The sequence below is a fragment of the Stenotrophomonas sp. YJH_SMC_33 genome (genome assembly GCF_059372295.1).
Map to the genome: position 1 here is coordinate 11,753 of NZ_JCAFVJ010000016.1, position 24,163 is coordinate 35,915.

General features: G+C 66.7%; 14 protein-coding genes, 6 tRNA genes and 1 other RNA gene. 5 read left to right on the top strand and 16 right to left on the bottom strand.

From position 1 onward, the window contains the following. Positions 1-27 precede the first annotated feature (27 nt). Complete coding sequence (locus AC5P9W_RS18115) at positions 28-10,929, bottom strand: autotransporter-associated beta strand repeat-containing protein (protein ID WP_495219387.1); 10,902 nt, start codon at positions 10,927-10,929, stop codon at positions 28-30. A gap of 358 nt (positions 10,930-11,287) precedes the next feature. Then, on the bottom strand, positions 11,288-11,605 hold the full coding sequence (locus tag AC5P9W_RS18120) for a DMT family transporter (RefSeq protein ID WP_021204517.1): 318 nt from the start codon (positions 11,603-11,605) through the stop codon (positions 11,288-11,290). Between the two features lie 300 nt (positions 11,606-11,905). On the opposite strand from AC5P9W_RS18120, the gene ffs reads away from it, so the two are divergent. Beyond that, positions 11,906-12,002, top strand: an RNA gene (gene ffs / locus AC5P9W_RS18125) — signal recognition particle sRNA small type. Between the two features lie 150 nt (positions 12,003-12,152). Here ffs and AC5P9W_RS18130 read toward each other — a convergent pair. Together AC5P9W_RS18130 and AC5P9W_RS18135 are read right to left on the bottom strand one after the other, a co-directional pair. Then, the gene (locus AC5P9W_RS18130; RefSeq protein ID WP_495219388.1) at positions 12,153-12,920 is read right to left on the bottom strand and encodes an MBL fold metallo-hydrolase; all 768 of its coding nucleotides are present in this window, start codon (positions 12,918-12,920) and stop codon (positions 12,153-12,155) included. After that, positions 12,920-13,669 (bottom strand): 3-deoxy-D-manno-octulosonic acid kinase, encoded by a 750-nt coding sequence (locus tag AC5P9W_RS18135; protein ID WP_021204519.1) that lies wholly within the window; start codon positions 13,667-13,669, stop codon positions 12,920-12,922. The genes AC5P9W_RS18130 and AC5P9W_RS18135 overlap by 1 nt, the downstream gene beginning before the upstream one ends. Before the next feature lie 20 nt (positions 13,670-13,689). On the opposite strand from AC5P9W_RS18135, the gene AC5P9W_RS18140 reads away from it, so the two are divergent. After that, positions 13,690-14,736, top strand: a complete 1,047-nt coding sequence (locus tag AC5P9W_RS18140) for a glycosyltransferase family 9 protein (RefSeq protein WP_111097840.1) — start codon at positions 13,690-13,692, stop codon at positions 14,734-14,736. An 18-nt stretch (positions 14,737-14,754) separates the two neighbouring features. On the opposite strand, the gene AC5P9W_RS18145 is transcribed toward AC5P9W_RS18140, so the two are convergent. Beyond that, positions 14,755-15,159, bottom strand: a complete 405-nt coding sequence (locus AC5P9W_RS18145) for a DUF6165 family protein (protein ID WP_019659518.1) — start codon at positions 15,157-15,159, stop codon at positions 14,755-14,757. Between the two features lie 715 nt (positions 15,160-15,874). Then, positions 15,875-15,965, bottom strand: a tRNA-Ser gene (locus tag AC5P9W_RS18150). A gap of 164 nt (positions 15,966-16,129) precedes the next feature. On the opposite strand from AC5P9W_RS18150, the gene AC5P9W_RS18155 reads away from it, so the two are divergent. Then, complete coding sequence (locus tag AC5P9W_RS18155; RefSeq protein WP_019659519.1) at positions 16,130-16,834, top strand: PP2C family protein-serine/threonine phosphatase; 705 nt, start codon at positions 16,130-16,132, stop codon at positions 16,832-16,834. A 110-nt stretch (positions 16,835-16,944) separates the two neighbouring features. Here AC5P9W_RS18155 and dnaQ read toward each other — a convergent pair whose 3' ends face one another. Genes dnaQ through AC5P9W_RS18170 form a run of 3 tightly spaced genes read right to left on the bottom strand, consistent with a single transcriptional unit; the run spans position 16,945 to position 18,791 of the window. Continuing rightward, positions 16,945-17,676 (bottom strand): DNA polymerase III subunit epsilon, encoded by a 732-nt coding sequence (gene dnaQ, locus AC5P9W_RS18160; protein WP_019659520.1) that lies wholly within the window; start codon positions 17,674-17,676, stop codon positions 16,945-16,947. A 4-nt stretch (positions 17,677-17,680) separates the two neighbouring features. Then, entirely contained in the window at positions 17,681-18,133 is a 453-nt protein-coding gene (gene rnhA / locus AC5P9W_RS18165; protein WP_019659521.1) for a ribonuclease HI, read from the bottom strand. Positions 18,134-18,146: 13 nt separating this feature from the next. Next, the gene (locus tag AC5P9W_RS18170; RefSeq protein WP_019659522.1) at positions 18,147-18,791 is read right to left on the bottom strand and encodes a class I SAM-dependent methyltransferase; all 645 of its coding nucleotides are present in this window, start codon (positions 18,789-18,791) and stop codon (positions 18,147-18,149) included. Between the two features lie 11 nt (positions 18,792-18,802). On the opposite strand from AC5P9W_RS18170, the gene gloB reads away from it, so the two are divergent. Both gloB and AC5P9W_RS18180 read left to right on the top strand, forming a co-directional pair. Continuing rightward, positions 18,803-19,567: a hydroxyacylglutathione hydrolase gene (gene gloB / locus AC5P9W_RS18175; RefSeq protein WP_021204521.1), complete on the top strand. Its 765-nt coding sequence runs from the start codon at positions 18,803-18,805 to the stop codon at positions 19,565-19,567. Beyond that, positions 19,564-20,763, top strand: coding sequence for a lytic transglycosylase domain-containing protein (locus tag AC5P9W_RS18180; RefSeq protein ID WP_021204522.1), 1,200 nt, complete (start codon positions 19,564-19,566; stop codon positions 20,761-20,763). Before gloB ends, AC5P9W_RS18180 begins: the two co-directional genes overlap by 4 nt. A 207-nt stretch (positions 20,764-20,970) precedes the next feature. On the opposite strand, the gene AC5P9W_RS18185 is transcribed toward AC5P9W_RS18180, so the two are convergent. From AC5P9W_RS18185 to AC5P9W_RS18215, 7 genes are all read right to left on the bottom strand, one after another. Beyond that, a complete protein-coding gene (locus AC5P9W_RS18185) occupies positions 20,971-22,926 on the bottom strand; it encodes a peptidyl-prolyl cis-trans isomerase (protein WP_021204523.1) in 1,956 nt (651 codons plus the stop codon). Positions 22,927-23,073: 147 nt separating this feature from the next. After that, a tRNA-Asp gene (locus AC5P9W_RS18190) sits at positions 23,074-23,150 on the bottom strand. A 105-nt stretch (positions 23,151-23,255) separates the two neighbouring features. Next, positions 23,256-23,332, bottom strand: a tRNA-Asp gene (locus AC5P9W_RS18195). 87 nt (positions 23,333-23,419) lie between these two features. Further along, positions 23,420-23,496 (bottom strand) — tRNA-Asp (locus tag AC5P9W_RS18200). 83 nt (positions 23,497-23,579) lie between these two features. Continuing rightward, positions 23,580-23,656: transfer RNA gene (locus AC5P9W_RS18205), tRNA-Asp, on the bottom strand. 25 nt (positions 23,657-23,681) lie between these two features. Further along, positions 23,682-23,756: transfer RNA gene (locus AC5P9W_RS18210), tRNA-Val, on the bottom strand. An 11-nt stretch (positions 23,757-23,767) separates the two neighbouring features. Next, positions 23,768-24,040 carry an HU family DNA-binding protein gene (locus AC5P9W_RS18215; protein WP_005408270.1) on the bottom strand — a complete coding sequence of 91 codons (273 nt, stop codon included), beginning with the start codon at positions 24,038-24,040 and terminating at the stop codon, positions 23,768-23,770. Positions 24,041-24,163 lie beyond the last annotated feature (123 nt).

Genomic DNA, 24,163 nt, shown 5'->3' on the forward strand with positions numbered 1-24,163 from the left:
CCTGGATCCAACATCGCCGCACTTCCCTCAGAAGCCCACGCGCAGGTTGATCTGCCCACCCACGTCGCGACGGCCATCGCCATGCTGGCCCTGCACGAACATCGACAGCTGGCTGTTGCGGCCGAGGCCGACCGCCACGCCCAGCTGGCTGACCAGCGCATTGCGCGCCATCACCGCACTGTAGACATCGAAGGCATTGCCGCCCACCGCGAAGCGATTGCGGCTGGCCACATCGGTGTCACCCGAGGCGTGCTGCCAGCCGAGGCCGACCGTCAGCTGTGCCGGGAAGCGCTCGCCGCTGCCCACGTCCCAGCGCCCACGCACGCCCACGGTGCTGACATTGAGCGTGTCCTTGCCGCCTTCCAGCGCCAGCGCAGCAGTGCCGCCCTGCTCCACTGCGCGATCGCTGTCGACCCAGTGCTTGGTGAACTGCACGTACGGCTGCAGCTGGGTCCTGCCATGGGACCAGGTCCAGCTGCCCTCCACCTGCGCGATGGTCACATCCGAGTCCTGGCGGCTGTACAGGGTCTGGCCCAGCAGCGGCACCTCACGCGTGGTGCGCGTGCGGTAGTCGCCGCGCGATACGCTGCCACCGACCGCGAAACCGTTGTTCCACTGGCCCTGTGCATACAGGCCGAACGTGTGGCCACGCAGGCGGGCCCGCGAACTGCGATCGTACAGGCGCGTATCCAGCCGCTCGTTGCCTGCGGCCGCACCCAGCACCACGTGCTCGCCCAGCTGCCAGTCCACGCCCGCCATCAGCGCATTGCGGTTGGAGCGGATGTCATCGCCGTTGCCGTCACCGTCCTGGCGGAACACCTTGCCACTCCCGGCCAGCCAGGCCGAGGCTCGCTCACCACGCACGGTCGGCAGCTCACTGCCCAGGCGCTGGCGGATACCCTCCTCCAGGTAGTTGTCGTACAGCAGCACCGCGCGGCTGGCCGCATGCACTTCACCCGAAAGCTGGTCGAACGCCGCGCGCGCAGTGCCCGCGTCATACATCAGCAGGGTGTTGTACAGGCCCAGCGCCGGGCCGCTCTGCGGCAGGCTGTCCAGCGCTGCGGCAGTGTTGTACTGGTTGCGCGTCGTCGCTGCGGTGGTGAATGCTGCGGTCTGCGCCACGTCTATCTGCAGGTTGGCGGTGTTGGCGGTATAGACCGGCGTAATCGCCAGGAAGGCCGACGGCGAGGTTGCCGAAGCGAACTGCCCGCTCACGCCACCACCTGCATTGACCACCGTGTACTGCTGGCCCTGCTGGTAGCTGGTGCTCGGCGAAATGGTGTTCACCCGCACCGTGCTGCCACCCACGTTTGCACTACCGCCCACCTGCACCGTGTCGCTGCCGGTGGCGCCCAGGTCGATGCCCAGCGTGCTGCCCGGCGACAGGGTCAGATTGCCGCCCACCGTAATGGTGCCGGCGCCATTGCCCGCACCGCCGCTGTTGCCTGGACCATTGCCCGGCGAGAGCACGCCGCCGCTGGACACCGTCACGCCGCCACCCGTGCCACCGATGGTCCCGGTACCGGACAGCGTGGTACCGCTGCCGATCGTCCACTGGCCACCGATGTTGCCGGTGACATTCAGGCCACCGCCGGTGACCTGGCCGGTGCCGCTGAAGCCGCCGCTGTTGCCGCCCAGGTTCAGGCCGCCCGGGCCTGCCTGCACGATGCTGCCACCACCGCTGATGGTGCCGCCCAGCGTGGTGGTGCCGCCGGTGTTGATGACCAGGCCACCATTGTTGGTGATATTGCCGGTGATCGAGCCGCTGGCGCCGCCATTGCCGACCTGCACGGTGCCGCCGGCATTGATGGTGGTGCCGCCGGTGTAGGTGTTGTTGCCGGTCAGGACCACGGTGCCGGTGCCGGCCTGGGTCAGGCCACCGTTGCCGCTGATGGTGCCGCCCACCGTGGTGTTGCCGCCGACGTTGAACACCAGGCTGCCGTTGTTGGCAACGTTGCCGGTGATCGCACCGCTCGCGCCACCGTTGCCGACCTGCAGCGTGCCGCCGGTGTTGATGGTGGTGCCGCCGGTATAGGTGTTGTTACCGGTCAGGACCACGGTGCCGGTGCCGGCCTGGGTCAGGCCGCCGCTGCCGCTGATGGCACCGCCGACGGTGGTGTTGCCACCCACGTTGAACACCAGGCTGCCGTTGTTGACGACGCTGCCGCCGATGGCACCGGTCGCACCGCCATTGCCGACCTGCAGGGTGCCACCGGCATTGATGGTGGTCTGGCCGGTATAGGTGTTGTTGCCGCTCAGGGTCAGCGTGCCGCTGCCGGCCTGGGTCAGGCCGCCACTGCCACTGATGGTGCCATTCAGCGTGGTATTGCCCGCCACATTGGAGAGCAGCGTGCCATTGTTGGTGACGTCGCCGACGATCGAGCCCGTCGCACCGCCGTTGCCCAGCTGCAGCGTACCGCCGGCGTTGATGGTGGTACCGCCGGTATAGGTGTTGGTACCGGTCAGCAGCAACGTCCCGCTGCCGGCCTGGGTCAGGCCGCCGCTGCCGCTGATGGTGCCGCCCAGCGCGGTGTTGCCGCCCACGTTGGAGATCAACGCTCCATCGTTGGTGATGTCGCCAGCGATGGAGCCGGTTGCCCCGCCGTTGCCGACCTGCAGCGTGCCACCGGCATTGATGGTGGTGCCGCCGGTGTAGGTGTTGTTGCCAACCAGGGTCAACACGCCAGCGCCGGCCTGGATCAGCGTGCCACTGCCACTGATCGCGCCATCGACTGTGGTGTTGCCACCGACGTTGAACACCAGGCTGCCGTTGTTGGCAACGTTGCCGGTGATCGCGCCGGTCGCACCGCCATTGCCCACCTGCAGCGTGCCACCGGCATTGATGGTGGTGCCGCCGGTATAGGTGTTGTTGCCGGTCAGGGTCAGCGTGCCGCTGCCGGCCTGGGTAAGGCCACCGGCGCCGCTGATGGTGCCGCCCAGCGTGGTGTTGCCGGCCACGTTGGATACCAGCGCACCGTTGTTGGTGATGTCACCCACGATCGCGCCGGTTGCACCGCCGTTGCCCACCTGCAATGTGCCACCGGCATTGATGGTGGTACCGCCGGTGTAGGTGTTGTTGCCGGTCAGCACCAGCGTACCGCTGCCGGCCTGGGTCAGGCTGCCACTGCCGCTGACCACACCGCCCACGGTTGCCGTGGTGCCGAGGTTGTAGACCAGGCTGCCGTCGTTGGTGATGTCGCCCAGCACCGAGCCGGTGCTGCCACCGTTGCCGATCTGCAGCGTGCTGCCACCGTTGATGGTGGTGCCACCGGTGTAGGTGTTGTCACCGCTCAGGGTCAGCGTGCCGGTACCACTCTGCACCAGGCCACCGGTGCCGCCGATCACGCCGGCGAACGTGGTGCTGGCGTTGTTGCCGCCGGTGGTCAGCGTTGCACCGCCCAGCGCCACCGTACTGCCGGTAACACCGGCCAGGCCACCGATGCTCTGGTTGCCACCGGCACTGATGTCCAGCGTACCGGTGCCGGCCAGGTTCACCGTGCTGGCGTCGGACAGGCTGCCGCCCGCGCCCACCGCCAGCGTGCCGCTGTTGATGGTGGTGGTGCCGGTGTAGCTGCTGGCGCCGGCCAGGGTCAGCGTGGCCGCACCGTCCTTGGTCAGGCCGCCTGCACCGGAGACCGCACCGGCCAGCGTCAGGTCGTTGTTGCCCAGCACATCAAGCGTGGCACCGGCGCCGAGTGCAACGTTGTTGGCCAGGGTCACCGCCGCGTTGGCATCCAGCGAACCGTTCCCGGCCACGTTCAACGCACCCGTACCGAGCGCGGCATTGTTGCCGACCACCAGCCCGCCGGCATTGAGGGTGACGCCGCCGCTGAAGGTGTTCGCACCGCCCAGCGTCTGCACGCCAGCGCCGTCCTTGATCAGCGCTCCCGTGCCGCCGATGGTGCCGTCGAACGTGGTGTTGCCGACGCCGCCGAGAGTCAGCGTGTTGCCACCCAGCGCCACACTCGAACCCGCCACGCCCGCCAGCGAGCCGATGCTCTGGTTGCCGCCTGCGGAGATATCGAACGCGGTACCCGCATTGGCGAGGGTGACCGCACCGGTCGCCGCCAGGCTGCCGCCGGCACCGATCGCCAGCGTGCCGGCATTGATGGTGGTGCCGCCGGTGAAGGTGTTGGTACCGGTCAGGGTTTCGGTGCCGGTGCCTTCCTTGATCAGGCCGCCGGTGCCGGCAATCGAACCACCGAACGTGCCGTTGCTGGCATCACCGATGGTCAGCGTGTTCGCGCCCAGATTCACCGTACCGTTGCCGATCAGCGTGCCGAACACCTGCGTACCCGCACCGGCCGACAGATCGAAGGTCGCGCCGGTGGCCAGGTTGACGGTGCCACTGGCAAGCAGGCTCGCGCCCGCGCCCAGCGCCAGCGTACCGGCGTTGATGTTGGTGCCACCGGAATAGGTGTTGGTGCCGTTCAAGGTCAGTGTGGCCAGGCCCTCCTTGGTGAGGAACCCGGTGCCGCTGAGATTGCCGTTGAGTGTCAGATCGTTGCTGCCCAGCACGGTCAGGCCGGCATTGAGAACGAAGTTGTTGCCCAGCGTGATCGCGCTGTTGGAATCGAGCGAGGCATTGCCACCCACGGTCACCGTACCCGTGCCAAGCGCGGAATTGTTGCCGACCACCAGGCCACCGGCGTTGAGCGTGACGCCACCGCTGAAGGCATTGGCACCATTCAGCGTCTGCACGCGGGCGCCGTTCTTGATCAGGCCGCCACTGCCGCTGATCACGCCGTTGTAGGTGCTGTCGGCGACGCCGCCGAGGGTCAGCGTGTTGCCGCCCAGCGCCACTGTGCTGCCGGCCACGCCGGCCAGCGAACCAATGCTCTGGCTGCCACCGCCGGAGATGTCCAGCGTGCCGGCACCGGCCAGATTCACCGCGCCGGTGGACGCCAGGCTGCCTCCGGCACCGATGGCCAGCGTGCCGTTGTTGATGGTGGTGCCGCCGGAATAGGTGTTGGCACCGGTCAGGGTCACCGTGGCTGCGCCGTCCTTCACCAGACCACCGGCACCGCTGATGATGCCGTCCAGGGTCAGCCCATTGCTGCCGAGCAGGGTGAGGTTGTTGCCGGCAGAGAGGTTGATGGCGTTGCCGAGGGTGACTGCCAGGCTGCTGTCCAGCGTCGCGTCGGCCCCCACGTCCAGCGCCCCCGTACCCAGCGCGCTGTTGTTGCCGACCACCAGGCCGCCACCGTTCAAGGCCAGACCACCACTGAACAGGTTGGCGCCGCCCAGGGTGAGGATACCCACGCCGTTCTTGACCAGCGCACCGGTGCCGGAAATCGAACCGTCGAAGGTGCTGCTGTCGGCGCCGCCGAGGATCAGCGAGTTGGCGCCGAGGCTGACCAGGGAGCCGGTCACGCCAGACAGTGAACCAATCGTCTGGTTGGCACCGGAACCCGAAATGTCGAAGCCCGCGCCGGCGGCGGCGACGTTCACCGCTCCGGACGAGGACAGACTCCCGCCGAGACCGATCGCCAGCGTGCCGGCGTTGATGGTGGTGCCGCCGGTGTAGGTATTGGTGCCGGTCAGTGTCTCGATACCGCTACCGACCTTGGTCAGGCTACCGGTGCCGGCGATCGAACCGCTGAAGGTGCCGTTGGCGGCGCTGCCCACTTCGATGTTGTTGGCGCCCAGGTTGACCGTGCCGTTGCCAACCAGCGTGCCGAACACCTGCGTGCCGTTGCCGGCCGACAGGTCCAGCGTGGCGCCGGTGGCGAGATTGACGGTGCCGCTTGCGGCCAGGCTGGCCCCGGCGCCGAGTGCCAGCGTGCCGGCGTTGACGTTGGTACCGCCGGTGTAGGTGTTGGCGCCGTTCAAGGTCAGCATCGCAGTGCCGTTCTTGGTCAGGCTGCCGGCACCGGAGAGCACACCGTTGAGGGTGAGCGCGCTGGTGCCCAGCACCGTCAGCCCGGCGTTGAGCACCACGTTGTTGGCCAGCGTCGCCAGCGCGGTGGTATCCAGCGTCGTCGCCCCACCGACGATGAGCACGCCGGTACCCAGCGCGGCATCATTGCCGAGCACCAGGCCGCCGGCATCGAGCGAGACGCCGCCGCCGAAGGTATTGGCACCGGACAGGGTCTGCACCCCGGCGCCGACCTTCACCAGCCCGCCACCACCACTGATCACGCCATCGAAGGCCCCGTTGGTCGCGGTGCCGAAGGTCAGCGAATTGCCCCCCAGCGCCAGTGTGGTTCCGAGCACGCCGTTGAGCGCACCGATGGTCTGGTTGCCGGTCGCGCCGGAGATATCGAAGCCCGCGCCGGCATTGCCGAGCGTGAGGTCGCCAGCGGCAGCCAGACTGCCCCCCACGCCCAGCGCCAGCGTGCCGGCGTTGATGGTGGTGCCACCGCTGTAAGTGTTGGCGCCGTCCAGTGTCAGCGTGGCGGTGCCGTTCTTGATCAGGCTGCCATTGCCGGACACGATGCCGCCCAGGGTCAGCGCATTGCTGCCCGCTACGGTCAGCGCCACGCCCGAGCCAAGGTTCACCGCGTTGCCCAGCGTCACCGCGGTGCCGGCATCCAGCGAAGCACTGTTGTTCACCGCCAGCGTGCCGGAACCCAGCGCCCCGTTGGCGCCCACCACCAGGCTGCCGCCGTTCAAGGTCAGGCCGCCATCGAACGTGTTGGTGTTGTTGAGCGTCAGCAGACCCGTACCGTTCTTGACCAGGCTGCCGTTGCCAGCCACCACGCCGCCGAGGGTGACATCATTGGTGCCGCCCAGCGTCAGTTGCGTACCGGCACCAAAGTTCACCGCGTTGGCCAGGTTCAGCGCCACGGTACTGTCCAGCGTGGTGGTGCCACCGATGCCCAGCGGACCCGTGCCGAGCGCACTGGAGTCGCCGAGAATCAGGCCACCCGCGTTGAGCGCAAGGCCACCGCTGAACGTGTTGGCGCCGGACAGCGTCTGCACGCCCGTACCGGTCTTGATCAGGCCACCGGTACCGTCGATCACGCCGGCAAAACTGCCATCGGCGGCACCGCCGAAGGTGAGTGACTGCGCGCCAAGCAGCAGCTGGCTGCCTGCCACGCCGTTCAGTGCGCCGATGGTCTGCGCTGCACCCGCTGCGGAGATGTCCAGTGCCGCACCGGCGCCCGCAAGATCCACTGCACCGGTTGCGGCAAGACTGCCGCCCGCTCCCAGCGCCAGCGTGCCTGCGTTGATGGTCGTGCCACCGTTGTAGGTATTGGCGCCAGACAACGTCAGCCGCGCCGTACCGTCCTTGATCAGCCCGCCAACACCGAATACCGGGCCGGCGAGCGTCAGGTCATTGCTGCCCAGCACCGTGAGATTGGCGCCGGCGGCGAGGCCTATGTTGTTGGTCACGGTGAGCGCCGATGCTGCATCCAGCGAAGCGTTGCCGCCCACGTCCAGCTGGCCGGTACCCAATGCCTGCGCATTGCCCAGCTGCAGCAGGCCCGCGTTGAGGCCAACACCCCCGCTGAAGGTGTTGGCTCCGTTCAACGCCAGTGTCGCCGCACCGTTCTTGACCAGGCCGCCAGTGCCGCTGATGACACCGCCCAGCGACACGTCCTGGCTGCCCAGCAGATCCAGCACCGCGCCTGCACCGAGGTTGACGTCGTTGGCGAGATTCAGGGCCACCGAACTGTCCAGCGTGGTATCGGCCCCCACCGACAATGCACCGGTGCCCAGCGCGCCGGCATTGCCCAGCAGCAGGCCGCCGCCGTTGACGGTCAGCCCCCCACCGAAGCTGTTGGCGCCATTGAGGGTCAAGGTGGTGGCACCGTTCTTCACCAGCCTGCCCGCACCGGACACCACCCCACCCAGCGTGATCGCCTGCGAACCCGGCAGCGACAACGCGGCGCCTGCACCCAGTGCCACGTTGTTGCTCAGGTTCAGCGGCGCACTGCCGTCGAGCGAGACGTTGCCACCGATGCCCAGTGTCCCCGTACCGAGCGCGCCGCTGTTGCCCAGCAGCAGGCTGCCCGCGTTTGCGTTCAGTCCACCGCTGAAGGTGTTGGTTCCGTTCAAGGTCAGTGTCGAGGCGCCGTTCTTGACCAGGCTGCCGGTGCCCGTGATGTTGCCGGCCAGGGCCAGGTTCTGGCTACCCGGCAGGGTCAGGGCCGCGCCGAGGTTGATCGCACTGCCCAGGTTCAGCGCTGTCGTGGCATCCAGCGATCCGTTGCCACTGACCGTCAGTGCGCCGCTTCCCAGCGCACCGGCATTGCCCAGTACCAGGCCACCGGCCGCAAGGTCCAGGCCACCACTGAAGGTATTGGCGCCGGTCAGCGTCTGCACGCCGGTGCCCTGCTTGATCAGGCCACCGGTGCCGCCGATCACGCCCGCGAACGTCTGGTTGGTGGCATCACCGAAGGTGAGCGTGCTGCTGCCCAGCGTCACCGTGCTGCCGGCAATACCGGACAGCGCGCCGATGGTCTGGTTGCCGCCGAGCGAGATGTCCAGGTCCGCGCCAATGCCGGTCAGGCTGACCGCACCGCCGGCGGCCAGGCTTCCGCCGCTGCCCACCGCAACCTTGCCGGCATTGATCGCCAGGCCGCCGGTGAAGGTATTCGCGCCACCCAGCGTAAGCGTGGCGGCACCGTTCTTGACCAGGCTGCCGGTGCCACCGATGGCGCCGCCCAGCGTCAATGCATTGCTGCCCAGTACATTCAGCAGGCCACTTGCGCCGAGGTTGATGCCATTGCCCACGCTCAGCGCCGCGCTGGCATCGAGCGTTGTCGCACCGCCGACATTCAGCGCGCCGGTTCCGAGCGCGCCGGCATTACCCAGGACCAAGCCACCGGCATTGAGCGCCAGCCCACCACCAAAGGTATTTGCACCGTTGAGCGTCAGCGTGGTCGCACCGCTCTTGACCAGGCCACCGGCGCCACCGATCACGCCGTTGAACGTGAGCGCCTGTCCGCCAAGCAGATTGAGGCTGGCGCCCGAACCAAGGTTGACCGCGTTGGCCAGTGCAAGCGGCCCCGTGGTTCCATCGAGCGTCACGTTGCCACCGACACTGAGCGCACCGCTGCCCAGCGCAGCAGCATTGCCCAGCAGCAGGCCACCGGCGTTGAGTGCCACGCCGCCACTGAGGTTGTTCACGCCCGACAAGGTCTGCACGCCGGTGCCCAGCTTGACCAGGCCCCCCGTGCCTGCGGCGAACGTGCCGCTGTAGCTGGTATCGCCCAGCCCCGCGAGGGTGAGCGTGCGGCTGCCCAGGTTGACCGAACCGCCGAGGCCCGCCAGCGAACCGATGGTCTGGTTGGCGGCCGCCGACAGGTCCAGGGTGGTACCGACGCCGACCGTGACCGCACCGGTGGGCGACAGGCTGCCGCCCGCGCCCAAGGCCAACGCGCCCCCGGCCAGGTTGAAACTGCCGGTCAGCGCATTGGCGCCGTTCAAGGTGAGCGTACCGGCGCCGTTCTTGGTCAGGTTGCCGGCACCGGAGATCGAACCATTCAATGACAACGCATTGCTGCCCAGCAGGTTCAGCGAGCCCCCGCCATTGATCACCAGATTGTTGCCCAGGTTGAAGCCCGCCGTCGTATCCAGTGAGGCGCTGCCACCCACGGTCAGGTTGCCGCTGCCCAGTGCACCGGCATTGCCCAGTACCAGGCCGCCGGCATTGAGGTTGACGCCGCCGGAGAACAGGTTTGCGCCGCCGAGAGTAACGATGCCGGTGTTGTTGACCGTCAGCCCGCCAGTACCGGACAGCACGCCCCCCAGGCTGAATGCATTGGTCCCTGCCAGGGACAGATTGCCCCCAAGGCTGAAAGCGTTGGCCAGGTTCAGACCGGCCGTGGAGGAGGCGATGGCACCGCCGTTGGCGGTGAACAGCCCGGTGCCGAAGGAACCGGCATTGTTGAAATTGACCAGGCCATCATTGAGCGTGGTCGTACCCGCACCCGCCCACGCACCCTGCAGGTTCCAGGTACCGCTGTTGACGGTGAGCTTCTGGAAGTTGAGGTACTGGTTCCAGCCCAGCGTGGTCACCGCGCCGCCGGTGCCGGAACCCGGGCCGCTGACGACGTTCTGCAGCACCAGCGTGTTGTTGGCCGCACCACTGCCGGTACCGGCGTCGACCGATCCCGCAGCCGCAACCTTTACCCCGGTGACACCGGTAATCACGCCGGCAAGAGCGGTGCCGCCGCCGCTCACAACGCTGGAACCCGACACTGCGGTGAAGGTGTTGCCGCCGGTTGAATCACCCAGGTGAACGCTGCCACTGACCGCCCCCGCATTGAGGAACGTGTTACCGCCAGAAGCCCCCAGGCCGACGCGTCCGTCGATGGTGCCGGTGTTGGTCACAGCGGCGGCTGCACCACCATAGGTCACCACCGTGGTCGCGTCGGAAACGCTGCCTGCACCGATCAACGACGTGCTGATCAGGCCGGCGTTGTTGATGGTGGTGGTGCCGTTGACATTCTGTGCCACCAGCGCCTGTCCACCGAAGCCCAGCAGCGTTGCGATGTTGACGACACCCTTGATCTGTCCGCTGGCATTGTTGTTGACGACGATCGCGCTGTTGTTGGCAGAAGCATTGCCGATGACCAGGCCGGGCGAGGCGAGGACGATCGAGCTCGGATCGATCGTGCCATTGTTGTTGACCGTCACGTTGTCGCCGGTCAGCGTTGCTGCGTTGCCTCCACCTACGATCGGCGGCGTACGCAGCAATGCACCCGCAGCGATGTTCAGCGTGAGGCCGTTGGTCGCGTTGGAGTAGTTGTTGATGTTGGTGGTGCTGTCGCAGTTCACGGTCGTGGTGCCCGTGCACGCTGCGAATGCCGATCCGCTGGCCAGTGTGGCGGCCAATGCCGCCGCCAGCTGGTGCGCCCGCAATCGCGGCACCCGTCCTGCGCTGACCGCGCTTCCGCCGGGATTCCGGGTGACCTCCGAAGCAACCTGCATTACCCCAAGGGCGCGATTGAAAACCAGACGGTAAATGCGGTTCATCGGCAAATCTCCATGAAAAGACCGGATGGCACAGCTGGCAGGTTTTTTGGAGACAATGCGGGCCGCCCCTGCTCCCGAGACGGGAACAAGGCCTGAAGGCATTAACTCCTGAAAATCTTCACATCTTCACGTGATCGCACCCCGGGACAGGTACGTCAGCATGTCCATCAAGACGAAAACTCCCCGATTTCGCCCGACGAATGGCGGCACTGTGCGACCCGCCGTGCCAGCGGCATGTGAATCGCGCGCGTTATTTTCATGACGCACGTCAAATAAAAGGGGCCGGCAGAATGGTTTTGCCGAAAATGCATATCGCTATATGTGGCGGGGAATCCATCCCCGCCATGAGTAAATAAATTCAGCTACTGGAGAGTTTCATCAGCACCAGACCGGAAACAATCAGCACCGCTGCACCGATCCGCATCGGGCTGACCTGCTCACCCAGGAACACGATGCCGACCGCGAACGCGCCGACTGCGCCGATGCCGGTCCAGATCGTATAGGCGGTGCCGAGCGGCAGGCTGCGCATGGCCACCGCCAGCAGCCAGAAGCTGGCGATCATGCCGATGATCGTGAGCACGGTGGGGGTGAGCCGGGTGAAGCCTTCGGACTGCTTCATGGACACGGCCCAGACGATTTCCAGCAGGCCGGCAAACAACAGATAGATCCAGGCCATGACGGCCCTCCTCTTGGTAGGGCCAGGCCGTCCTGGTCATTGGTTCCCGATGTGGGGGAGGTCGTTCCTCCTGGCCGGCATTCTAGCAACGGGGGTGGGTGCCGGCCGCTGCCGGCGGCGACGGGTTACAGCCGATTCAGTGCGTGAAGCTGGCATCGACGCACCCGCCTGCGCTAGAATGAGCGCCTGCCATCGGCCAGCCGATGTGCAGTCCGGCTGTGGTCTCCGGCGCATCGCGCGCTGCTTCCCCTGATCCGTGAACTGGCCGCCCACCGGGCGGCCAACGTCTCTATGGTGGCCCCGTCGGCCCCTCGCGACGCTAGGTCGAAAACCCCGCCAGGGCCGGAAGGCAGCAACGGTATCGATCGACGCGGGCGCCGAGGTCAGCCGGCGGGGCCACCGCCTTTTCCGGCGACGCCCGCGCCTCTGCTAGATGCCAACCTTGGTTGGCGCCCTTTGCCGGGCATGGCCCCGCGCTACTGCAGCGCGCGCTCCAGCGCCTCCAGTCCAGCGGCCAGCGCCGTATCGGCGGGCTGGCCGGTTCCGCTCACGGCGGATCCTGCGCCAGTACGTGCGGCGCGGTCGGGCTGGCCAGGGGCACGCACTGCCCCGGCTGCGCAACACGGTGCCCCCGCGCCGCCAGCGCCTGGCCATCGGCCACGCTGGCATAGTGGTAGAGCATCATCCGCGCCCGCAGCTCGGCGCTGTACTCACGCTCCAGATCGTCCACGCCGGTGTGCGACGGATTGCCGTGCAGGCCGCAGTCGTGGGCGATCAGCTCGTTGTCATTGGCGAAGCGGGCCAGCATCTCCGGAATCGGCCGGGTATCGCCGCTCCAGGTCAGCGCGCCCTGCAGGCGCAGGCCATAGGCCGTCTCCGGCCAGTGGTGGCGCACTGGGAACACCTCCAGGCGCACTCCCTCGTGCCAGAACGCATCGCCCACCACGACCAGCTGGAAGGCATCCCAGAAGTTCGCACCGCCCTCGGCCAGCACGTTCGGATAGTCACCGATGCGCTGGTGCAGCAGCGGCACCACCGTGGCCGGCACATACAGGCGCACCTTGCCGCGCCGCTGCGCATTGAAGAAGGTGTCCACGAACAGCCGTTCGAAGCCGGCCACGTGGTCAAGGTGCACATGGGTCACGAACAACGCCTGCGGCATGTGGCCGTAGTGCGCCTTGAACGCGGTCAGCCCTTCACCACCACAATCAATGGTCAGCCACGGACGCCCATCCCGCTCGATCACCGACATCGGCGACCCCAGCTCGACCGCCGACGCATTGCCGACGCCGAGGAAACGCAACGACCAATCCATCAGGTGCCCCGGTTCCAGGCCATGTCATAGGCACGGCGCAGCCGCGCGTAGTCCTTCTGCACATCTTCCACGCTGCGCTCGCCGCGCAACTTGATCAGCGAGCGCAGCAGGCGCTTGAGGTTGCGTTCGCGCCAGGCAGTGGCCGGGATGCGGATCACGCCACGGTCGAAGTCGATCAGCCAGCCATGGCCGTTGCCATCGAACAGGATGTTGTGCGCATTGAGGTCGGCATGGTCCAGGCCGGCACGATGGAAGCGGGCGATCAGCCGCCCCGTCTCCTCCCAGGGCGCGCCCCGGCCGGCGACCAGGGCGCGGTCGGCCAGCGAGCGCACGCCCTCGATCCGCTCCATCAGGATCGCGGCCCGGTAGCGCAGGCCCTCGCGCATGTAGAACGCGGCGATCGGCCGTGGCACCGGCAGCTTCTTCTCGCGCAGCGCGCGCATCAGCCGGAATTCGGCGAAGCTGCGGGTCCGGTCCGAACCGCGCCACAGGTACTGGTCGTGGCTGAGCTTCGCGGCCAGGCCGCCCCGCAGGTAGTGCCGCAGCACGCTGGCCCCGAACGGCGCATCGACGAACCAGGCGCTGCCGCGGCCGCCCTCGCCCACCGGCCGGGCCCTGCTGCCCCAGTGCTGGGGCGAGAACAGGCCGATGTCGGCTTGCCGCAGCCGCTCGCGGTCGAACAGAATGGCCCCGATGCCGCGACCCTCGCGGCATGGCGTCAGCGCTTCATTGGCGTCGAATGCGACCATTTCATTGAGTCTAACAACACATGGCATCAGCGTCCTCCTCCTTGTGCCTCCTGCGCCTGTCCGCACTCGGCGACGTCACCCACGTGGTGCCCCTGGTGCGCACCCTGCAGGCTGCGCGCCCGGACACGCCGATCCACTGGATCATCGACAAGGTTGGCCACAAGCTGCTTGACGGCCTGCCCGGTGTCACCTTCCATGCCTACGACAAGAAGAGCGGCATGGCTGGGGTCAAGGAACTGCGCAGGCAACTGCCACCGGGGCGCTTCGAGGCGCTTCTGCAGATGCAGGTCGCATTCCGCGCCAACCTGCTGTCAGCCTTCATTCCGGCCGAACGCCGCATCGGCTACGACCGCAGCCGCTCCAAGGACCTGCACGGGCTCTTCATCAACGAGCGCATTCCTGACCGCCCCGGCATCCATGTACTGGATGCCATCGGCAGCTTCTGCGAACCGCTGGGCCTGCGCCAGACCGAAGTCAGCTGGGATCTGGCCGTGCCGCCCTCCGCCTTCGAGTGGGCCGCCGCGCAGTGGCAGGACGATGGCCGCCCGGTGCTGATGATCTCGCCCTGCTCCAGCCACGTGCGGCGCAACTGGTATGCGGACCGCTATGCAGCGGTGGCCAACCACGCCGCACAGCGCGGTTGGCGGGTGGTGCTGTGCGGTGGCCGCAGCGAACTGGAGCGCCACATGGCCGATGCGATCCAGGCGCAGCTGCAGACGCCGGCACTGGACCTGGTCGGCAAGGACACGTTGAAGCAGCTGCCTGCCCTGCTGGCCCGCGCCAATCTGGTGATGACCCCGGACTCGGGCCCGATGCACATCGCCAACGCGATGGGCGCCAAAGTGCTGGGCCTGCATGCAGCCAGCAATCCGGACCGCAGTGGCCCGTACTCGGACCGCCGCTACTGCGTGGACCGCTACGATGATGCCGCGCGCAAGTACTTGGCCAAGCAGGCGACGGACCTGAAGTGGGGCACCAAGATTGAATTCGACGATGTGATGGAACTGATCACCGTGGAAGACGGTATCGCTGCGTTCGAACGCTACGTCGCCGACCACCTGGGGTGATCGGCAGCCTGCCCGGGTTTACGTGCGCTGCGCGTAATCCTGGTAGGACTTCTCTTCCACGTACGCCGAGCCCAGCGCAAGGTTGATCGCCTTCTTGATGCGCGCGCGCTCGTCGTTGCGCAGGTAGACACTGCGCGCCAGGTCGATGAAGCCCTGGTCGAACGCCTGCACCTTCTCCTTCAGGCGGATGTCGTCCTCGATGTCCCACAGCTGCTCGTTGACCGCCTTCAGCTCGGCACGCAGCTTGGCGATGTCCTTCACCGCGGCCGGGTGTGCCATCCAGGTCTGCTCCAGCGCCGACAGCTCCTTGCGCACATTGGCCAGCTTGCCCTCGTCGCTGATGCGCTCGGACTTGATCTGCAGGATCGAGATCTTGTCCAGCAGCTCGCCGAAGGAAACGGGGACGAGGATTTCAGCGGTCATGGGGAAAAGCTCCAGCAGGTGATGCGTACATGTTAACCCGCAGCGTCCGCACGGATATCCCGGGTAGATCCACGCCATGCGTGGATGAGCCTGCCAGCAGGAACAGCATCCACGCACCGCGCGGATCTCCCGTGATGCATCTGGAGGACCAAGCCCCTCTGTTGAGGGGCTGCCCCGATAGGGGCGGGGAGAGGCCGGCAAAGGGAGGGGGCCACGCGTTGCGCAGCAACGTGTGGGGCGACGCGCAGAGCGCGTCGCGTCCCACGCCAGATCAGTACAGGGTCACTACGGCGGGATGCCCGCCGCGCATCCACGCACCGCGCGGATCTCCCGTGATCCATCTGGAGGAACAAGCCCCTCTGCTGAGGGGCTGCCCCGACAGGGGCGGGGAGAGGCCGGCAAAGGGAGGGGGCCACGCGTTGCGCAGCAACGTGTGGGGCGACGCGCAGAGCGCGTCGCGTCCCGCGCCAGTTCAGTACAGGGTCACTACGGCGGGATGCCCGCCGCGCATCCACGCACCGCGCGGATCTCCCGTGATGCATCTGGAGGACCAAGCCCCTCTGTTGAGGGGCTGCCCCGACAGGGGCGGGGAGAGGCAGGCAAAGGGAGGGGCCCATACGTTGCGCAGCAACGTTTGGGGCGACGCGCAGAGCGCGTCGCGTCCCGCGCCAGATAAAGAAAAAGGGCTGCCGAAAGGCAGCCCTTTTTCTTTATCTGGCGGAGAGGGGGGGATTCGAACCCCCGAGGCGCTATAAACGCCTGCCTGATTTCGAGTCAGGTACATTCAACCACTCTGCCACCTCTCCGGGTGGTCCCCGGCGGACCGGGGACGCGCATCATACGAGGAAGTGAGGCCGACGACAAGTCATTCCGGCCCATGAAGTGAAAATTTCCTGGGCGCATGCCTTGCCGGATGCGTGCGGCCACCCGATGATGCCTGTCTCCCCAGCAACACCCTGCCCCAGCCCCCATGATCGAATTCGGACACCTCACCCACCCCGGCATGCGCCGCGAGCTCAACGAGGACACCTACTACGGTGACAGCGAGCTGGCCCTGTGGCTGGTGGCCGATGGCATGGGCGGGCACGCCTGCGGTGAAGTGGCCAGCGCGCTGGCACGCGAAACCATCGTGCGCGAGATACGCCGTGGCGCGCCATTGGCCCAGGCCATCCGCACCGCCGACGAAGAGATCATCCGCACCTCACGCCGTCGCAATGACAGCCTGCCGATGGGCACCACCGTGGTCGCCGCGCGCGTGCAGGGCAACCGCTATGAAGTGGCCTGGGTCGGCGACAGCCGCGCCTACCTGTGGCGCGATGGACAGCTGGCACAGCTCAGCCAGGACCACAGCGTGGTGCAGGAACTGGTCGCGCAGGGAAACCTGACCGCCGAACAGGCGCGTGCGCATCCGCATCGCAACGTGGTTACCCAGGCGCTGGGCGTGACCGATCCGGCACACCTGAACGTGGCCACCACCAGCGGTGAACTGCGCCCGGGAATGCAGCTGCTGCTGTGCAGTGACGGCCTGACCGAGGAGGTGGACGACCGCAGTATCGCCCGCACCCTCGCCTACGAAGATGCCAGCGCGCAGGAATGCGTGGACACGCTGGTCGCAGCCGCACTCGACGGCGGTGGCCGCGACAACATCAGCGTGATCCTGGTGCGCTGCCATTGACCGGTAGATCCACGCCACGCGTGGATGCGGTAATGCCGGCCGCTGGCCGGCTCACCGGGAAACCCCGTATCACGTAGATGCCGGCCAGCGGCCGGCACTACCTCGATGTATTACGCGCTGACGGGTTCTTCCACCTTCGGGCCATCCCACAGCGCGTGGCCGGCCTTCTTGCGCAACCGCTCCAGCCGCGCGGCATGCGCTTCCAGCTCCGACGGCGTGGCCACTACGCGCGGGCGCGGCAGCAGCTTGCTGGTATCGAAGGCCTGCAGCGCCGCACCGGCGCCACCGCCATCGTCATCCCCCAGGCCGAATCCGATCTCTTCCTGCCCCGAGGTCAGCGCGATGTAGACGTCACCCAGGATCTGCGCATCGAGCAGGCCGCCATGCAGCGCACGGTGCGAATTGTCCACGCCCAGCCGCTTGCACAGCGCATCCAGCGAATTGCGCTGGCCCGGGAAGCGCTCGCGCGCCATCACCAGGGTATCGATCACCGTGCAGCGATCGGTGATCTTCCCGTACTGCGGGCCCAGCAACGACAGTTCGTTGTCGAGGAAGCCCAGGTCGAACGCCGCGTTGTGGATGATCAGCTCGGCGCCATCGATGAAGGCAAGGAATTCATCGGCGATCTGCGCGAAGTCCGGCTTGTCAGCCAGAAACTCCAGGGTCAGGCCGGTGACTTCCTGCGCGCCCTGTTCGAACTCGCAGTCCGGCTTGATGTACTGGTGGTAGTTGTTGCCGGTCGGGCGGCGCTTGAACAGCTCCACGCAGCCGATTTCGACGATGCGGTTGCCCTTCTTCCACTCCAGGCCGGTGGTTTCGGTATCGAGGATGATCTGACGCATGGGCTCAGTTTACCGGGCTGGCGTCGCGGATCTGGATGGCCGCGTTGCGGGCCAGGGTATCCACCCGCTCATTGTCCGGATCGCCGGAGTGGCCCTTCACCCAGCGCCAGTCGATCTGGTGCCGCAGCGTGGCCGCATGCAGGCGCTCCCACAGCTCGCGGTTCTTCACCGGCTCACCGCCGGCGGTCTTCCAGTTCTTGCGGATCCAGCCCGGCATCCACTGGGTCAGCCCCTGCCGCACGTACTGCGAATCGGTGTAGAGCACGATGTTGCACGGCTCGGTCAGCGTCTCCAACCCGGAAATGGCGGCCATCAGCTCCATCCGGTTGTTGGTGGTGTGCGCTTCGCCGCCGCTCAGTTCACGCTCATGGCCCTTGTAGCGCAGCAGTGCAGCCCAGCCGCCGGGGCCGGGATTGCCAAGGCAGGAACCGTCGGTGTGGATTTCGATGGTTTTCAATACAACTCCAGAATCAGGTGGCTACGGTGCCGTGCCAGCGCACCGGCAGCGGTGTCGGCCCGGGCAGGGCCAGCGTGCGCTTTTCAGCATGGAACAGGCAGGCCGCGCGCAGTGGCGCCCACCCGCCCGGGCGACGGCTGCCGGCACCGCGCCAGAGGGGGCCGATGTAACGCATATCGTCGCACTCCAGCCCGTGGCGGCCGAGCAGCAGGCGAATCCGCTGCGGCGTGCGCACCACCAGTCCGTGCTGGCGCCAATGTGTACGGTAGGGGCTGAACGGGTTGAGGCTGCTCAGCCACAGGTGGCCGCCCGGCATCAGCACGCGCTCGCACTCATCCAGCAGCTGGTCGGCATCGCCGGTGGTCACATGCTGCAGCACGATCGCGTTGACACTCTCGTTGGCCAGCGGCAGCGGCAGTGCGCAGCGGGTATCGCCGGCATAGCCCTGCCCCTGCCGGAACAGGCGCAGGCCACGCCCGCCGAGCTGCGCATCATCAAGCCAGCACGCGCTTGGCGCGATCCACAACCAGGGTTGTGCCGGCAGCACTGACAGCTGCGGCAGCAGTAATTGCCGCTCCAGCACGCGCAGGGATTCCGCCGGTTCACTGTCGAACCACGGGGTCTGGCTCGCTTGACGGGTGCTCTGCAGCGCGGGCATGGTCCAATTCTATGCGACTGACTGCCCTGCCCGCATTTGCGGACAACTACATCTGGACGTTGATCGACGACGATGGCGCCGCCGTGGTCATCGATCCCGGCGATGCCGCGCCGGTGCTTGCGGTGGCCGATCAGGGCCTGCGCGTGGACACGATCCTGCTCACCCATCATCACGATGACCACATCGGTGGCGTGCCCGCGCTGCAGGCGCGTTTTCCCGGCGTCCGGGTGATCGCGCCGGTCGAGGAGCGCATTCCCACTGCGACCCACCGCGTCGGTGAAGGTGAACGCGTTCAGGCACTGGGCCGGACGTTCCACGTACTATCCGTGCCCGGGCATACCCGCAGCCACATCGCGTTTCACACTGCTGAACATCTTTTCAGCGGAGATTCGTTGTTCAGCCTGGGCTGTGGACGCCTGTTCGAAGGTACGCCGTCCCAGCTGCTGGCGTCGATGCGCAAGCTGGGTGCCCTGCCCGCGCAACTGCTGCTTTGTTGCGCTCATGAGTACACCGTGTCAAATGCCGTCTTCGCGCGGCATGTCGACCCCGCCAACGCTGCCCTGTGGCAGCGCCAAGAGGAGGCTTTGGCCATGCGCCGCGATGACCGTTCCACCCTGCCGGTAACCCTGGCCAGCGAATTCGACTGCAATCCCTTCCTGCGTGTGCACGCGGCGCCGATCCGTGCGTCGGTGGCGGCGCACCTGGGCCGTGACGTCGTGGACGACGTCGACGTGATGGCCGGTCTCCGGCACTGGAAAGACGGCTTCCGCGCATGATGCGCCGAAGTCTGCCGCTGGCCCTGGGCCTTGCGCTGGGGCTGGCAGGAACCGCAGGCGCACAGTCGCTGGGCGCAGGCATCAGCCAGAACCTGACCGCTGCCGCTGCGCTGCCGCTGGATCCATCGGCGCTGCCGGCCGCTTCGGTACGCAACGGCCAGGAGATCTTCACAAGCTTCCGCGACGGCCTGGCCGAGCCCAGCTGCGATGCCGAGGCCACCAGCCCGCGCTGGCAGAAGCAGTTCGCCCATGCTCCCTCACGCCTGGCCAACCAGGATGACGATGCGCTGGTGCTGTTCGGCTACGTGGTCGAAGAGCTGCGCAAGGCCAACCTGCCCACCGAATTCGCACTGATTCCGTTCGTGGAAAGTGGCTATCGGCCCAATGCACGCAATGGCAGCGGTCCGACGGGCCTGTGGCAGTTCATCGCCACCACCGCGCGCAACCATCGGGTGCCCATGTCCAACGGCTACGACGGCCGCCTGTCGGCGGTCGATTCCACCCAGGCCGCGGTACGTTACCTGAAGACCCTGCACGGCATGTTCGGCGGCGACTGGCGCCTGGCCACCATGGCCTACAACGCCGGCGAGTACCGGGTCCTGCAGTCCATGCGCAAGGCCGGCATGAACGCGCAGAACGCCAAGCCATCGGCGCTGCCCGGCCTGTCACCGGTCACCCATGCCTATGTCGAGAAGCTGCATGCCCTGGCCTGCGTGCTGGAGGACGTGGAAGACCAGCCCGGCGTGATGGCCTCGCTGGACCGCACCGTGCCGGTGCTGAAGGACCACACCCTGCCGGCCGGCACCAGCATCCAGCAGTGGGCCGCACAACGCGCCCTGGACCCTGCCAGGATCGCCCGCCTCAACCCGGCCCTGGCCGCCGGCAACCGTGCCTCGGGAACCACCCGGGTGCTGGCCCCGGTCTCGGCCGCCAATGCGACGTTGACGGAAACCGCGACCACGCTGGTGGCCAGCACCGCACCGGCTGCCACGACCACACCGACGCCGCAGGCGGCCAAGACCGTCGCCACGATTGCCGATCGCCCGCGCAGCCGCCGCCACACCGTGCGCGATGGCGAGTCGGCATGGACCATCGCCCGTCGCTATGGCATGCCGGTGAAGGCGCTGCTGTCACTGAACGGCCTGAGTGGCAGCAGCGTGCTGAAGCCGGGCGCGGTGCTGCGCGTCGAGGACTGACGCGCCAGCCAGGCCCTCCTGTAGAGCCGAGCCCATGCTCGGCTTTTTCATGCCTGCGCGCAGCAGATGCAGTCGAGCACGGCTCGACTCAACAAAAGGCGGTCGAGCAAGCTCGACCACTACCAAAGCGCAACCGCGACACCAACGACGCGAAGACAAAAAAGGCCCGGCAATGCCGGGCCTTCTTCGATCTGCTCGCCGCGAGGCTTACAGGTTCGCTTCGGTGGTCTGGATCATGAACTTCTTGCGCATCGCATCCACGTAGGCCTTGGCTGCGGCCATGCCATCGATCTGGCTCAGCTGCTCCTTGAGCTGCTTCTGCTGCTCGGCGGTCACTTCCTTGATGTCGCCCGGGTTGACCTTGTTCACTGCAAACAGCAGCGCGTGACCGTTGACGTCGACCTTGCCGTAGCTCGGCTTGCCTTCGGCCGGCACAGGCGCGCTGAAGATGGCGCGGTTGATTTCCGGGGTCGGCACCGGCTGGCTGCGCGGCAGGCCCGGCATCGGGCTCAGCTGCAGCTTCTCGCTTGCGGCCAGCGACTGCAGGGTGGCGCCCGCCTTCAGCTTGGCCAGCACAGCGTCGGCGGCCTTGTCGCTGGCCTGGCGCTGGCGGTCAGCGCGGATCGCGGCGATCACCTGCTCGCGGGCCTTGTCCAGCGGCAGGGCCTGTTCCGGGGTATGGGCGGCCACACGGATGACCACACTGTGATTGGTCGCGCCGCCCAGCGCAATCGGGTCGCTGGCAGTGCCGTCCTGCACCAGCACTTCAGAGAAGGCGGCACGCAGCACGGCCGGGTCAGCGGCGATGCCACTGGCGGTTGCGCGGGTGATCGGCCCCAGGGTCTGCAGCGGCAGGTTGACTTCCTTGGCCGCAGCGGCCAGATCGCTCGGGCTCTTGTTGATGGCATCCACCAGACGACCGGCCAGCTCGTTGAAGCCGCGTTCGCCGTCGGCCTTCAGCTGCTCGGCGGCCAGCGTGTCACGTACTTCCTCGAACGACTTGCCTTCGCCGCCACGCACCGCGGCGACCTTGATGATGTGGTAGCCGAAGTCGGTCTTGACCGGGCCGATCACGTCACCGGCCTTGGCAGCGAACAGTGCGTCTTCGAACGGCTTGACCATCGCACCGCGCTCGACCCAGCCCAGGTCACCGCCTTGGTCCTTGGAGCCCGGATCTTCCGAATTGGCCTTGGCCAGCGCAGCGAAGTCGGCACCGGCCGCCTTGGCTTCGGCAGCGATCTTGTTCGCCTTGGCTTCGGCGCCGTCACCGGTGATCAGGATGTGCGAGGCCTGGCGCTGCTCCGGCGAGGTGAACTTCGCCTTTTCTTCTTCATAGCGCTTGCGCAGGGTCGCTTCATCGGCCGGAGTCGGTGCCGGCAGGTTCGCACCGTTGATCTCGACGTATTCCAGCGAGACGCTCTCGGCCTGGCGGAAATCCTTGCCGTGGCTGTCGTACCACTGCTTGATCTGCGCGTCAGTCACCGGCGCGGTGTCAGCCGGTACTTCCGGCAACGCGGCCAGTTCGACGTCGCGGGTTTCACCCAGCAGCTTCAGCAGGCGCTCGGTTTCGGCCTGGGTGACAAAGCCCGAATTCTGCAGGCCCGACGGGATCACCGACTGCTGCAGGCTCTCGCGCACCAGTTCCTGGAACTGGGTCGGGGTACGCGGCGGATTGCCACCGGCCAGGGCCAGGCGATAGTTGTTTTCGTTGAACTTGCCGTTCGAATCGAGGAAGGCCGGGATGGTGGCGATGTACTCGCGCACCGCACCATCGCCAATGACAACGCCGGCTTGTTCACCGACCAGGCGCACGACCTGCTCATCGATCAGCTGGTCGAGCACGGCCAGCTTGTTTTCGGTGCTCTCGAAAGCGCGCGGGTCGAAGTTCTCGCCCTGCTGCTGGCGCTCACGCATGCGCTCCTGCTCGAAACGGGTGCGGAAATCCTGCGCGCTGATCTCATGGTGCTGCCACAGCATGCGCACCGGCCACCACGACGGTGCCGAACGCCACCAGGTCGGCGGGGCGGAAACCTTGGCCACGTTCTGAGCGCCAACGCCACCGAGGTAACTGTTGTCGATCACGAACAGGAACGGAATCATCAGCAGCCCCAGGATCACGGTGACGATCCAGCCTGAGGTCTTGTCGCGGAGTTTCTGCAGCATGGTGAGGAATCACAAGGCCTGATTGGCGAGCCCGGCAGTGTAACCCGCTTCGCCGCAGGGACCAAAAGCAGCGGCGGCGCGGCCTGCGCATCACTTTGCGACGGGCTAAAGAAAAAACCCCCGGCTTGCGCCGAGGGCTTTTAGAGTTGGCGGAGCGGACGGGACTCGAACCCGCGACCTCCGGCGTGACAGGCCAGCATTCTAACCAGCTGAACTACCGCTCCGCGCTGAAACTTTGCAGGCGCCCAGTATATCCGAAGACTCCCTGGAAACCCAGCCCGATGAACACTTTTTTCAAAGTTTTTTCACAGGGATTTAAGACTCTGCAATGGCGGAGCGGACGGGACTCGAACCCGCGACCTCCGGCGTGACAGGCCAGCATTCTAACCAGCTGAACTACCGCTCCGTTCTTGCAAGAACCTATTCGCCTTCTTCCCGAACTTTCCGGGGAGAAGACAAGGCCCCCAGCTTTAGGCCGGGGGCCTTGATGTAGTGGCGGAGCGGACGGGACTCGAACCCGCGACCTCCGGCGTGACAGGCCAGCATTCTAACCAGCTGAACTACCGCTCCGCATTGTTGCTTTTTTGTTTTCCCATCGGCCTGGACCTGGGAGAAAACAAAGCCTCCAGCTTTTGGCCGGAGGCCTCGTTGAATGGCGGAGCGGACGGGACTCGAACCCGCGACCTCCGGCGTGACAGGCCAGCATTCTAACCAGCTGAACTACCGCTCCACACTCAAACGTTACCGCGGTGCTGTGGTGGGTGCTGAGGGTTTCGAACCCCCGACCCTCTCCGTGTAAAGGAGACGCTCTACCGCTGAGCTAAGCACCCCAGCGAGCCGCTTAGTTTACAGCATCCTTCAGAGCCTTGCCAGCCTTGAACGACGGATTCTTCGAAGCAGCGATCTTGATGGTGTCGCCGGTCTTCGGGTTGCGGCCGGTGCGGGCAGCACGGTCGCGGACCTGGAAGGTACCGAAGCCAACCAGGGTGACCGCATCGCCGTCCTTCAGCGCCTTGGTGATGGCAGCAACGACGGCATCGACAGCGCGGCTGGACTCGGCCTTGGTCAGGTCCGCAGCTTCAGCAACGGCATCGATCAATTCGGTCTTGTTCATTCTCTACAACTCCTTTGGCGGTGGGTTCCGCTTATTCGACAGGGAAGCAACCGCACGCCTTCTGCATGCGGCCGCCATGTGGAAACGGTTCGCCGATTCAGTCATCGCTGACAGCGATCACTC

Excerpts from the sequence above, each read along its gene's own strand:
- AC5P9W_RS18120 (WP_021204517.1), bottom strand. The coding sequence starts at position 11,605 with ATGGCCTGGATCTATCTGTTGTTTGCCGGCCTGCTGGAAATCGTCTGG.
- AC5P9W_RS18215 (WP_005408270.1), bottom strand. The coding sequence starts at position 24,040 with ATGAACAAGACCGAATTGATCGATGCCGTTGCTGAAGCTGCGGACCTG.
- AC5P9W_RS18140 (WP_111097840.1), top strand. The coding sequence starts at position 13,690 with ATGGCATCAGCGTCCTCCTCCTTGTGCCTCCTGCGCCTGTCCGCACTC.
- AC5P9W_RS18180 (WP_021204522.1), top strand. The coding sequence starts at position 19,564 with ATGATGCGCCGAAGTCTGCCGCTGGCCCTGGGCCTTGCGCTGGGGCTG.
- AC5P9W_RS18135 (WP_021204519.1), bottom strand. The coding sequence starts at position 13,669 with ATGGTCGCATTCGACGCCAATGAAGCGCTGACGCCATGCCGCGAGGGT.
- AC5P9W_RS18185 (WP_021204523.1), bottom strand. The coding sequence starts at position 22,926 with ATGCTGCAGAAACTCCGCGACAAGACCTCAGGCTGGATCGTCACCGTG.
- AC5P9W_RS18155 (WP_019659519.1), top strand. The coding sequence starts at position 16,130 with ATGATCGAATTCGGACACCTCACCCACCCCGGCATGCGCCGCGAGCTC.
- dnaQ (WP_019659520.1), bottom strand. The coding sequence starts at position 17,676 with ATGCGTCAGATCATCCTCGATACCGAAACCACCGGCCTGGAGTGGAAG.
- AC5P9W_RS18170 (WP_019659522.1), bottom strand. The coding sequence starts at position 18,791 with ATGCCCGCGCTGCAGAGCACCCGTCAAGCGAGCCAGACCCCGTGGTTC.
- AC5P9W_RS18130 (WP_495219388.1), bottom strand. The coding sequence starts at position 12,920 with ATGGATTGGTCGTTGCGTTTCCTCGGCGTCGGCAATGCGTCGGCGGTC.
- AC5P9W_RS18115 (WP_495219387.1), bottom strand. The coding sequence starts at position 10,929 with ATGAACCGCATTTACCGTCTGGTTTTCAATCGCGCCCTTGGGGTAATG.
- gloB (WP_021204521.1), top strand. The coding sequence starts at position 18,803 with ATGCGACTGACTGCCCTGCCCGCATTTGCGGACAACTACATCTGGACG.
- AC5P9W_RS18145 (WP_019659518.1), bottom strand. The coding sequence starts at position 15,159 with ATGACCGCTGAAATCCTCGTCCCCGTTTCCTTCGGCGAGCTGCTGGAC.